The sequence below is a fragment of the Nocardiopsis sp. NPDC101807 genome (assembly GCF_044766605.1).
Taxonomy (GTDB): Bacteria; Actinomycetota; Actinomycetes; order Streptosporangiales; family Streptosporangiaceae; genus Nocardiopsis; species Nocardiopsis tropica.
The window spans coordinates 1,029,883-1,041,902 of the sequence record NZ_JBIWMK010000001.1 but is presented as its reverse complement, the minus strand read 5'-3'; the positions used below and the strand labels follow the sequence as shown (position 1 = coordinate 1,041,902).

At 75.9% G+C, this 12,020-nt stretch carries 7 protein-coding genes; 1 reads left to right on the top strand and 6 read right to left on the bottom strand.

Translation table 11 applies throughout. The features are described 5' to 3' along the window. Nucleotides 1-142: 142 nt before the first annotated feature. The 3 genes from ACIRPH_RS04485 to ACIRPH_RS04475 all read right to left on the bottom strand — a co-directional run bounded on the left by ACIRPH_RS04485 (nucleotide 143) and on the right by ACIRPH_RS04475 (nucleotide 4,336). Nucleotides 143-1,297, bottom strand: a complete 1,155-nt coding sequence (locus ACIRPH_RS04485) for an enolase C-terminal domain-like protein (RefSeq protein WP_402909048.1) — start codon at nucleotides 1,295-1,297, stop codon at nucleotides 143-145. 511 nt (nucleotides 1,298-1,808) lie between these two features. Beyond that, nucleotides 1,809-2,930, bottom strand: coding sequence for an alanine dehydrogenase (ald, locus tag ACIRPH_RS04480; RefSeq protein ID WP_402909046.1), 1,122 nt, complete (start codon nucleotides 2,928-2,930; stop codon nucleotides 1,809-1,811). A gap of 182 nt (nucleotides 2,931-3,112) precedes the next feature. Next, nucleotides 3,113-4,336: an amidohydrolase family protein gene (locus ACIRPH_RS04475; RefSeq protein WP_402909044.1), complete on the bottom strand. Its 1,224-nt coding sequence runs from the start codon at nucleotides 4,334-4,336 to the stop codon at nucleotides 3,113-3,115. A gap of 406 nt (nucleotides 4,337-4,742) precedes the next feature. Between ACIRPH_RS04475 and ACIRPH_RS04470 the strand changes: the two genes are divergently transcribed. After that, nucleotides 4,743-6,953: a cytochrome c oxidase assembly protein gene (locus ACIRPH_RS04470; RefSeq protein WP_402909042.1), complete on the top strand. Its 2,211-nt coding sequence runs from the start codon at nucleotides 4,743-4,745 to the stop codon at nucleotides 6,951-6,953. 171 nt (nucleotides 6,954-7,124) lie between these two features. On the opposite strand, the gene ACIRPH_RS04465 is transcribed toward ACIRPH_RS04470, so the two are convergent. From ACIRPH_RS04465 to ACIRPH_RS04455, 3 genes are all read right to left on the bottom strand, one after another. Then, nucleotides 7,125-7,553 (bottom strand): hypothetical protein, encoded by a 429-nt coding sequence (locus tag ACIRPH_RS04465; RefSeq protein WP_402909040.1) that lies wholly within the window; start codon nucleotides 7,551-7,553, stop codon nucleotides 7,125-7,127. Between the two features lie 242 nt (nucleotides 7,554-7,795). Beyond that, on the bottom strand, nucleotides 7,796-10,831 hold the full coding sequence (locus tag ACIRPH_RS04460) for an AAA family ATPase (protein WP_402909038.1): 3,036 nt from the start codon (nucleotides 10,829-10,831) through the stop codon (nucleotides 7,796-7,798). Further along, nucleotides 10,831-11,988: an exonuclease SbcCD subunit D gene (locus tag ACIRPH_RS04455; protein ID WP_402909036.1), complete on the bottom strand. Its 1,158-nt coding sequence runs from the start codon at nucleotides 11,986-11,988 to the stop codon at nucleotides 10,831-10,833. The genes ACIRPH_RS04460 and ACIRPH_RS04455 overlap by 1 nt, the downstream gene beginning before the upstream one ends. Nucleotides 11,989-12,020: the final 32 nt, after the last annotated feature.

Sequence of the window (12,020 nt, the reverse complement as noted above, 5' to 3'; positions counted from 1 at the left end):
GTCGGGTCCGGGGGTCGGGGCCGGACGGTGCCGCAACTCTACCTAACAGTGTTCGGTTATAGGCGTGCGCCCCTCCGCCGCAGGGCCCCGCCGCGAGCGGAGGGACGGAGGGGGACCGCGGGCCCGCCCGTCCGGCGCGCGTTCAGCGGCGCCGGCCGCGGGCCTCGCGCCCCCGCCCGGCGCGGACCTCGCGCGGTCCGTCGGCGTCCACCACCAGGGAGCGCGCGGTCCGGTCGGCCACCGCGGTCCGGTCCACCCCGTGTCCCAGCCCGCTCTCCGCCAAGGGGATCGGCACGACGCCGTCATGGGCGCGCACCGGCGGTACCACCAGGTCGCGGCTGCGGTTCCCGGCGCCGGGCATCTCCACCGGGAGGGCCACCCCGGTCAGGGACGCCAGCGCCACCACGGCCGCACGGCCGATCCCCGTCACCGCCGACGAGCCGCACCACACCTGCCAGCCCGCGTCCACGGCGCGGTCCACCGCACGCCGGGCGGCCGTCAGTCCGCCCAGCCGGGTCGGGTCCACGTTGACGGCCCCGCCCGCCTCGGCGCGGATCGCGTCGTCCAGGTCCTCCACCGACGACAGCGACCGGCCCAGGGCGACAGGGGTGCGCAGCTCCGAGGCCAGTCGCGCGTGGGCGGCCAGGTCGTCCGCGGCGAAGGGGTCCTCGACGGCCAGGAGCCCCAGCCCGTCCATGGCGCGCAGTGAGTCCAGGTCGGCGGGCGACTCCGTGTAGCGGCCGCCGCAGTCCACCTGGAGGACCAGGAACGGGAAACTGGCCTGCACGGCCCGGACCACGTCGGCGTCCCACCCCGGCTCCACCTCCAGCCTGATGCGCCGGAAACCCGAACCGACCTGCCGGTTCACCTCCGTGACCACCGACTCCAGGGTGACCTGGCGGGCCAGGGTCACCCCCGCGGTGAGCGCGGTGCGCTCACCGCCGAGGGCGTGCGACAGCGGCGTCCCGCGCTGGCGGCTCCACAGGTCCCAGCAGGCGGTGTCCAGGGCGTTCGCCACGGCGGAATCCCGGGGGAGGTCGGCCCAGGCGTCGCCCGCCTCGGTGGGGCGCCTCCACGTGTGCCGGAGCAGGGCCGGGGCGAACTCGGCGGTCAGGGCCTCCCACTGGGCCCCGGTGGCGGCGGGGAGCTCTCCCCAGCCGCCGACCCCCTCGCCGTCGGCCACTCTGACGAGGACGGGGCCGTCGGTGTCGGCGCTCCGTCCGCCGGGCGCGGGCCGCAGTCGGATCAGCTCGAGTTCGACGATCCGTGTCGCGGTCGCCGAGCCGGTGTGTGCCACGCTGTCCCCACCTCGGTGTTCGTCCTCCCGCAGGTCGTCCGTCCCAGTCGGGCGGACGCGGGCCTTCCACCCGACCGTACCCGCGCCCGACCTGCCCGACCACCCCGAACCGCGTGGTCCTTCCCATCGGGCGGACCCGGCCGGTGCGCCGCCCGGTCCCCGGTCAGCGGCGCGCGCCCGCTCCGTCCACAGGCCGACGGCCGGCCTGGCGCCGCGGCGGGTTTCCGGGTTTCCTTGAATACGGGGGGTCCCCGGGGGCCGCCGACACCGGCGTGCGCTCCCGCGTACGGCCCCGCGCCGCTCCCGCCTTCGCGCACGGCACCGCTCCCGCGCACGGCACCGCTCCCGCGCACGGCACCGCCCCGCCCCCGCCCCCGCCCCCGCCCCCGCCCCCGGGTACGGGTTCGGGGGTCGCCCGGGGAGACCGGGGAGACCAGGGCCGCCCCCGCGCACGGGTCCGGGCCGCCCCCGGCCTGGCGGGGACGGCCCGGAAGGCCGGGGGTGGGAGCGCTCAGCCGGCGGCGAGGACCTCCTCCAGCATCCGGTGCTTGAGACCGTGCGCCTCCGCGACCGGCGCGTACACCACCTCGCCGCCGAAGGTGTTGAGCCCACCGGCGAGCGCGTCGTCCTCGCGCAGGGCCCGGCGCCAGCCCTTGTCCGCCAGCGCCGCCGCGTACCGCAGGGTGTCCTTGGTCAGCGCGTGGGTCGAGGTGTTGGGCACCGCGCCCGGCATGTTCGCCACGCAGTAGAACACCGTGTCGTGCACCCGGAACGTCGGGTCGTCGTGCGTCGTCGGCCGGGAGTCCTCGAAGCAGCCGCCCTGGTCGATCGCGATGTCCACCAGCACCGCCCCGGGCCGCATCCGCGACACCAGTTCGTTGGACACCAGCTTGGGCGCCCGGGCGCCCGGCACCAGCACCGCGCCGATCACCATGTCGGACTCCAGGACGGAGTGCTCCAGCTCGAACGCGTTCGAGACCACGGTCCTGATCCTGCCCCGGTACAGCGCGTCCACGTGCCGCAGCCTGTTCACGTTCAGGTCCAGCACGGTGACGTCGGCGCCCATGCCCACCGCGATCTGCGCCGCGTTGAGGCCGGAGACGCCTCCGCCGATCACGGTCACCCGCGCCGGGCGCACGCCCGGGACGCCGCCCATCAGGACCCCGCGGCCGCCGTTGGGCCGCTGGAGCGTCACCGCCCCCATCTGGGGCGCCAGCCGCCCCGCCACCTCGGACATCGGGGCCAGCAGCGGCAGGGCTCCGTCCGGCAGCTGCACGGTCTCGTACGCGATGCCCGTCACCCCCCGCTCCAGCAGGGCCTCGGTGCACTCACGGGACGCGGCCAGGTGCAGGTAGGTGAAGAGGACCTGCCCCTCGCGCATCCGGTGGTACTCCTCCCGGATCGGCTCCTTGACCTTCAGGACGAGGTCGCCCGCCGCCCACACCTCGTCGGCGGTGTCCAGGATGCGGGCCCCCGCAGCGGAGTACTCCTCGTCGGAGATGGAGGAGCCGAGGCCGGCGCCGCGTTCGACGACCACCTCGTGGCCCCGGCCGGCCAGCTCGTGGACTCCCGCGGGAGTGATGGCCACCCGGTACTCGTGGTTCTTGATCTCACGGGGCACGCCGATGCGCACGGTTCCTCCACTGGTATCTCCGTTGATAGCCCCACTGTGAACTGCGAAGGCGTCCTGGCGCTATCGCCAACATGCATGTCTCTCGGCGTCCTTGTTGACACCGTGTAAGGACGATGTGTGGGGTGTGACACGAGTGCGCGCCAGTGCCGTCCAGGACCCGCGGCGGTCTCCCCGGGGGAGGGCTACCGGTCGTCCCCGGCCGCCGCCTCGCGTCCCGACACCCACACCCGCCCTACCCGGCCGGTCAGCTCCCTACCCGCGTACGGGCTCGGGTCGGCCGGGGGGACCGCCACCCCGCGAGAGTGGTCGAAGGCGACCAGGTCAGCGTCGAACCCCACCGCGATCCGGCCCTTGCCGTCCAGCCCCAGGAGTTCCGCCGGGGCCCGCGACGTCCAGCGGGCCAGGTCGGTCAGGCCCAGTCCGCGCCGGTGCGCCGCCGTCCACAGCGCCGACAGGCTCCACTCCAGGGTGTACAGGCCGTGGGAGGGGAGGTGCCCCGAGCCGATCGTGGAGATCGCCGAGCCCTGCGAGAGCAGGGCGCTCCACAGCGCCCGGCGGTTGGCGTCGGAGCGCAGCGGTGGGCGGCAGCCGTGCGCGGGCGAGGACGCGTCCAGCCCCTCCGAGGGCAGGCAGAGGTAGTGCGGGCAGGTGTGGGCCGTCATCGCCACGCCGATCGACTCCGCCGCGGCCAGCAGGGCCGCGCAGTCCGCCGCCGTGAACGGGCACACGTGCGTGCGCGCCCCCGCCACGCGTGCCGCCGCGATCACCCGCTCCATCCCCCGGCGCTCGGCCCGCGGCGGCCGCTGCGCCGCGGACACCGGCGGGGTCCCCAGCTCGCGGGCGTCCTCGGTGTGCACGAGGAGCACCGCGTCCGACGCGGTGAGCTCGGCCATCGTCTTGCGCAGCAGGGCGTCGCTCATCGCCGCCATGTCCGGAGACCCCCCGTCCGACAGGGAGCAGTGGAACGCCACCGCTCCCGCCGCCTGGAGGTCGGCCAGGTCCAGCGGACTGGTGCCGCGCGTCACCCCTCCCAGGAAGCGCACGGACACCGCGGAGCCCGCGGCCGCCAGCTGGTGGGCGTGCAGCGCCTCGGCGCACGTGATCGCCGGGCTGGAGGGCGCCGGGGCGGCGACCACACAGGTCACACCGCCCCTCAGCGCCGCCTGCCCCACCAGGCGGTAGGACTCGGCCAGCCCCCGGCCCGGCACGTGTACGCCGGTGCCGATGTCCACGGCCCCGGGCAGCAGGGCCACGTCACCGAGATCGGTCACCCGGCGCGCGCGCAGGCGCGCACCGTGGTCCGCGACGGCCTCGATGCGGCCGTCGCGGACGGCGACGGAGGCGGGCACGACCCCCGCGGGGGTGACCACCCGCCTTGAGCGGACCACACTGTCGAACTCGGCCATCGCCGTCTCCTTCGTACGCTCGCGACGAGAGAGTGCTGCTGGGACACGGGATCCGCAGGGGGATCGTGGGAGCGGGGGACGAACGCGAGAAGGAGGGAGACCGTCGTCACGACTGGTTCACGAGAGTAGCGCGAAGACCCCGGCCGGAAGGGGAGAACCCGACAACAGGGGCTCGCGCGCGGCAAGGACCGGCCCGGGGGACGGCGCCCCGCGGCGCGGGCGTGCCGCGCGGTCACGGGAGCCGTCCGGGCGCACCCGAGTCCGACGCCGTGTAGTAGACCGTTTAACCTTGGGCGAGGTGCTCCTCCGTGCACAGCCCCTGCCGGAGCCGACCGGGCGGCGGCGAGGCGGCCACAGCCGAGGACGCTGACCAGCCAACCGAACGACATCGACGACGGAGTGCCGCGTGGCTCCACTCGCACACAATGCGACATCCTCCTCCCCGGAGCACCATGACGACGCTCCGGGCACAGGGCGGGTGCCCCTGTTCGCTGCGGCCGCCGCCGTCCTGGGACTCACGGGGCTGAGCCTCACCCTGGTCCTCGGCGGCGCCGCCTTCCCCGAGGTCATCCCGGGCCTCCCCGACGCGGGCGAGGCCGTGCGGTGGGGCATGCCGCTGGCCAAGGTCGCCATGGACGGCTCGGCCGTGGTCGCGATCGGGCTCCTCCTGCTCGCCGCCGTCCTGCTGCCCTCGCACACGGGCAGGCTCACCCCGCAGGCGGCCTCCTACGTGCGCGGGGCCACCTGGGCGGCCCTCGTCTGGGCCGTCGCGGCCGTGGCCACCCTCTACTTCCAGGCCTCCGAGTTCCTGGCCAGGACCATCGGCCAGGTCAGCGTCGACGAGGTCACCGCGTACGCCGGGGCGGTCTCGGGCGGCATCGCGCTCATGTTCGTCATCCTGCTGACGACCGGCATCGCCCTCTTCGGCCGCACGGCGACCACGGCGACGGGGGGCCTGTGGCTCCTCGTCCTCGCCCTGGTCGCCACCACGCCGCCCGCCCTGACCGGCCACTCCGCCTCCTCCGGCGCCCACGAACTCGCCGTGACCGGGCTCGCCATGCACGTCGTCTCCATCAGCGTGTGGGTGGGCGGGCTGGCGGCCGTCACGTACCACGCGGTGCGCCGGGACGCCCAGGAGCCGGCGGTCGCCGCCCAACGGTTCAGCCGCCTGGCCCTGTGGGCCTACATCGGCGTCGCCGTCAGCGGGGCGGCCAGCGCCCTGGCCCGCCTCTCCTCGCCGGCCGAGCTCGTCACCACCGAGTACGGGCTGATCATCCTGGTGAAGATCATCCTGTTCGGCGTCCTGGGGGCGTTCGGGTACATGCACCGCGAGTTCGCCCTCAAGGGGGCCGACGGCCCGGAGTTCCGGCGCGGCTCGTTCCTGCGCATCGCCCTGGTCGAGGTGCTCGTCATGGCCACCGTCATCGGGGTCTCCGTCGGCCTGGGGCGCACCGCCCCGCCCCCGCCGCTGGAGGGCACCGTCGACCCCGCCGCCGCCATCCTCGGCTTCCCCGTCCCGCCGCCCATGAGCGTGCAGACGCTGCTCACCCTGTGGCGTCCGGACCTGTTCTTCATCATGCTCGTGGTCATCGCCGGAGGACTGTACGCGGCGGGGGTGGCCCGGCTGCTGCGCCGCGGCGACAGCTGGCCCGTCGGGCGCACGGTCGCGTTCGGGGCGGGCCTGCTGTCGATCGTCGTCATCCAGCTCAGCGGTTTCGCGACCTACGCGATGGTGCTGTTCTCGACGCACATGATCCAGCACATGACCCTGTCGATGCTCACGCCGATCCTGCTGGTGCTGGGAGCGCCCGTCACGCTCGCGCTGCGTGCGCTCAAGCCCGCCCGGCAGCGCGGCGACCGGGGTCCGCGCGAGTGGCTGAACCTGTTCCTGAACAGCCGCTTCTCCAAGGTGGTCACCCACCCGGCGGTGGCGGCGCCGCTGTTCGTGTTCAGCCCCTACGCCCTGTACTTCACCCCGCTCTTCCCGACGCTGATGAACGACCACCTCGGTCACCTGTTCATGGGCGCGCACTTCCTCATCACCGGTTTCCTCTTCTACTGGGTCATCGTGGGGGTCGACCCGGCGCCGAGGAAGATGCCCTACCTGCTGCGCATCCTGCTCCTGCTGCTCGCGATGGGCTTCCACGCCTTCTTCGGCATCTCGATCATGATGCAGTCGGCCCCGATGGCCATGGACTTCTACAGCCAGTTCGACGTGCCGTGGCTGGACGGCCTGGCCGAGGACCAGTACGCGGGCGGCGGGGTCGCCTGGGCGCTCGGGGAGATCCCCACGCTCCTGGTGATGCTCACGCTCGTGGTGCAGTGGTCCCGCGACGACGAGAAGCAGGAGCGCCGCAGGGAGCGCCACAGCCGCCGCGGGGGCTCGGACGACGCCGACATGGACGACTACAACGCCTACCTGGCCGAGCTGGACCGCCGCTCGCGCGGCCCGGCCGCCACGGGGGCCGTGGCGGCGCCGGCCGAGGAGCCGGACGCCGCCGGTCCCGCCGACCGTGCGGAGCAGGACGGGCGGGACGGTGAGGGCGAGCGGGGGGCGCCGGGGTCCGCCGGAGAAGGCGCCGCGGACGACGACCCGGCCGCCGCGAACGGACGCTGACCCGGCAGGAGGCGGGGGCGCACCACCCGGTGCGCCCCCGTCGCCGTGTCCGGGGGCGCGACGGGGGCCGCGGCCGGCCCGGGAGCCCCGCCGCGGGGCCGGGCCCCGGACGACGAGTGCCCCGCGCCTACGGGCGCGGGGCACGGGGTGTCAGGAGGGGTGGGCCGGGGCTCAGACGACGAGGGCGGCCACGGCCGTGCCCAGCAGCCCCAGCGCCAGGCAGATCAGGAGGCCCGCCGCCAGGACCGGCGGCGACGGCCGCAGCGACGCGAGGGCGGTCTCGCCCGTGGCCGCGGCCCGGCGGCGCGCCACCACCGGCAGCATCGCCACGTTCACCGCGTACACGACGGCCACCACACAGGTGGCCGTGGCGAACGCCACCCAGAAACCGGAGCCCGAGGACAGCGTGTTGGCGGCGGTGAGCGTCGGCAGCGCCACCAGCAGCACCACGGAGGCGACCCCGAACGCCACCCGTACCCGGGGCGATGCCCCGCGAGCGCTCCCCGAGACCACGAGGAGCAGACCGATGAGGGCCGCCATCATGATGGCGCCCACGATTCCGAACACAGCGATGTCCACCAGCGAATTCACGCTGGTCATTGTCGCACCGCCGCGCGGGCGCCCCGACCCGGGGTGGGTGCGCGGCCCGTACCCGCCGGCCGACGCGCGGCGGCGGAGCGGTGACCGGGAGGCGCGTAGCCCCGCCGGCCGGCGCGCGTGGGCGGAGCAGCCCCCGGGCGGGGCCGGTCGGCGTGCGCACGGGGTGCGGCCTCCGCCCCGCACCCGGCCGCCGGAACGGGCGCCCCCGCCCGGGGCGGAACCGGGGCCGCCCGGGCGCCCGGTCAGCCGGTGTGCTCCACCCGCGAGCCGGAGGGCCCCTTGACCACCTTCAGCCGGGTGGTGACCCGGTGCTTGAGGTCGGCGACGTGGCTGACCACGCCCACGGCCCGTCCGCCGTCCCGCAGGCGGTCCAGCACGTCCAACACCTCCTCCAGGGTGTCCTCGTCGAGGGTGCCGAAGCCCTCGTCCACGAACAGGGTGTCGATGTCGGCGCCGCCCGCCTCGGCGGCGGCCACGTCGCCCAGCCCCAGCGCCAGCGCCAGGGAGCTGAAGAACGTCTCGCCGCCCGACAGGGTGGCCGGGTCGCGCTCCACCCCCGTCCACGCGTCGACCACCCGCATGCCCAGGCCGCCCGCCGACCGCGCACGGCCGTCCCCCGCGGCCTTGTCCACCGTGTAGCGGAGTTCGTACCGGCCGTCCGACATCGTCAGCAGCCGGTCGTTGGCCGCCGCCACCACCTGTTCCAGGCGGGCGGCCAGCACGTACGCCGACAGGCGGACGTTGTCGGTGTTGTCCCCGGAGGTGCCCGCGGCCAGGCCGCGCAGACCCTCGGCCACCGCGTAGCGGCGCAGGACCGGTTCGCTGCCCTCCATCCGGCTCCGCAGCTCCCGGCGGAGGGCGGCCAGGCGCCGGGCCCGCTCCTCCAGCATGCTCCGCCAGGCGACCGCGCGGTCGGCCGCGGCGGAGGCCCGCTCGGCCCCGGCGGCCAGCGCGGCGAGGTCGGGGGCCGGGCCGTCGGCGGCGAGGAGCTCCGGATCGGCCAGCGCGGCCCGGGCCGCGGCCAGCTCGTCGTCGAAGGCGCGGGCGCGCTCGCGCAGGGCGCGCCGCTGCGGCTCGTCCACGGCCGCCTCCCACACCCCGGCCTCGTCGGCGAAGCGGGCCTCGGCCCGGTACCGCTCGGCCTCGGCGACGGCGGACCGGTACTCCTCGGCGGCGCCGTCGCGGGCGTTCGCGGCCTCGGAGGCGGCGCGCAGCAGGTCGGCCTCACCGGACAGCCTGGCGATCCGCTCCTCCAACCCGGGGTCGTCGCCGCGCGCCGCGTCCAGCAGGGCTGTCAGCCTCCCGTGCTCCCGGACCGCGCTGTCCAGCTCGGTCCCGGCCTCCGCCTCCAGCCGGGTCAGCTCCCCCTCCCGGGTGCGGATCCGCTCCACCTCGGCCTCGAGCTGTTCGAGCGCCTCCTCCACCCGGCGGACCTCGCCGGCGGCGGCGCGGGCCTCGGCCAGCGCCCTCGCGCGCTCCCCGACCTCCTCCCGGGCGGACTCCGTGGTGAGGCCCTCGGCACGTTCGAGTGCCGCGGCCCGGCGCTCGCCCAGCGCCACCACGGCGCCCTCCGCCGCCGTGCGGCGGGAGGCGGCGTCGTCCGCGGCGGCCTGCGCCGCACGCTCCTCCTCCGCGGAGACCAGGTCCCCGTCCGACGGGAGGGCGGGGCGCGGGTGCTCGGCGGACCCGCACACCGGGCACGGGACCCCCTCGGCCAGGTCCGACGCCAGTTCGGCGGCCATGTGGGTGATCCGCCGCTCGCGCAGCGCGAGGGCCCGCCCGCGTGCGTCCTGCGCGGCGTCCACGGCGCGGCGGCGCCGGTCCTCGGCCTCCTCCAGCTCGCGGCCGAGCCGTTCGTACGCGGCGGCCGCCTCCCGGCGGCGCTCCGCGGCGGCCAGGGCGGTCCCGGCGGACTCCACCTGCCCGGCCAGGTCCCGGACCCGGCGCAGTTCGCCCGTCAGGGTCTCGACCCTGGGAGGCAGGGAGAGGGCCCGCTCGCGCAGGCGCGCCGACTCCTCGCGTGTGCGGTCCAGGCGCGCGGTGAGCTCCTCGACGGAGCGGCCCAGGGCCCGGCGGCGCCCGGCGTCCCCGCGGAGGTGGTCGAGGCGGGCCAGTTCGGCGCGGCGCTCCTGCTCGGCGGCGCGCAGCGCCTCCTGGGGGCGGAGCGGCCCCGGGGCAGGGGCGTCCGCGCCGGCGGTCCCCGGCCCGGACGGCGGGGAGGACAGGGCCGGGACGGTCCCGGGGAGCCCGGCGACCAGGGACAGGTGGTCGGCGACGGCCAGTTCGGCCTTGTCCAGGTCGGCGCGCCGGTTGTCGCGGGCGCGGAGGAACGGCAGCACCGACTCGGCGCGCTCGGCGGCGTCGAGCCGGACGTCGAGCCCGGCCCGCCGGTCGGCGTGCCCGTCGAGCCGGGCCGCCCGGTCCCGGGCGGCGGCCAACCGCTCCTGGCGGGCGCGGAGCTCCCGCCCGTCGGCCAGGGCGCGCAGGGCGGCGTCACGCGCGGCGGTGAACTCCGCGGCCACGGGGGCGGCGTCCAGCGCGGTGGCACCGGTGACGGCGGCCAGTTCGGCGGCCCACGCCGTCAGCTCCTCGGGCAGTTCGGGCGCGGTGGAGCGGCCGACCTCGGCGATCCGCCCGGCGATCGAGCGCACCTCGCGGTCGGCGGACTCCACCTCGTGGCGCAGCTTGTTGGCGTGCCCCTTGAACCACTCCTCGACGTCGCGGAACACGCGGGTGTTGAAGATCCGCTCCAGGGAGTCGCGCCGCTCGTCCGACTTGGCGCGCAGGAACCGTGCGAAGTCGCCCTGGGGGAGCATGGCGACCTGGCAGAACTGGTCGAGGGTGAGCCCGACCAGGTCGCCCACGAACTGGCCCGCCTCGTCGGGGCGGGTGGTGACGTCCGTCCAACGGCCGCCGGAGTGCTCCAGGACCACGACCTTGGCGTTCTCGACCCTGGTGCCGGTGCCGCGCTTCTTGGGCCGTTCCCAGCGGGGGCTGCGCTCGATGCGGACGCGGCGCCCCCCGACGGTGAACTCCAGGGTGACCAGGGGGCGCCGGTCCGGCGGGGCGTGGTCGCTCCTGGGGGAGCGGTCCCTGCCCCGGGCGCCGGGGACGCTGCCGTACAGGGCGAAGCACACCGCGTCCAGCACGGAGGTCTTGCCCGCGCCGGTGGGGCCGTGGACGAGGAAGAGGCCGCCCGCGCCGAGCCGGTCGAAGTCCACCTCCTCGGTGCCCGCGAACGGGCCGAACGCCTGGAGGGTGAGGGTGTGCAGGCGCATCAGCGCATCCCCTCCTGGAGACGGACCTGCTCGACGGCGGTGTTCACGAGGGCCTCCTCCTCGGGGGTGGCGGGGGTGCCCCGGGCCCACTCGACGAAGTCGGCGACCACCTCGCGCTCACTGCGGTCGGCGACGGAGGCGGCGACCGGGCGGGTGTCGGGGGCGCCGCCCTCGGGGGCGAACTCCAGGACCAGGGTGTGGGGGAAGCGCTCGCGCAGCCGGTCCATCGGGTGGGCCGGACGGCGCGGGTCGGTGAGGGTGACCTGGAGCCAGTGGCCGGTGTACCCCTCCCATTCGGGCCGGGTGAGCAGGTCCTCGATCCTGCCCCTGATCCTGGCCAGCGGCCGGGGGACGGGCGCCTCCGCGAACTCGGCCCCCGCCAGGCCGTCGGCGTCCAGGTCCACCACCCAGTAGCCCTTGACGTGGTGCTCCTCGGAGAAGGAGTAGGCGAGGGGGCTGCCCGGGTAGCGCACCGAGGGGGTGATGGTCTGCCTCCCGTGCAGGTGGCCGAGGGCGACGTAGTCCACCCCCGAGTAGACCGGCGCCGGGACGTGGGAGGCGCCTCCGACGGAGATGTCGCGCTCGCTGTCGGAGGGCTCCCCGCCGGTGACGAAGGCGTGCGAGAGCACCACCGAGCGGGTCCCGGGGCGCTCCGCGAGGTCGGCCCGGACGAGGTCCATGGCGTGTCCCACGGCCGCCGCGTGCCCGCGCTCGGGCAGGTCCCAGTGGTGGCGGGCGACCTCCGGCTCCAGGTAGGGGATGCCGTAGAAGGCGACGGGGCCGTGCTCGTCGTCGATCAGGACGGGGGACCCCACACCGTCCAGGGAGCTGCGCAGGTGGACGCCGGAGGCGTCGATGAGACCGGTGGCGAACGACATCCGCGCGAGGGAGTCGTGGTTGCCGCTGATGAGGACGGCGCGGGCGCCGGTGGCGCGGATGCGGCCGAGCGCCCGGTCGAAGAGGCGGACGGCGTCGACCGGCGGAAGCGCGCGGTCGTAGAGGTCGCCGGCCACGACCACCACGTCGATCCCGCGTTCGCGGATGGTGCCGACGAGGTGGTCGAGGAAGGCGGACTGGGCGTCGATGAGGTTCTCCCGGTGGAAGGAGCGGCCCAGGTGCCAGTCCGATGTGTGCAGCAGGCGCATGGGACTGGACATTACCGAAGGTGCGCGCGATCCGCCGGGGGCCC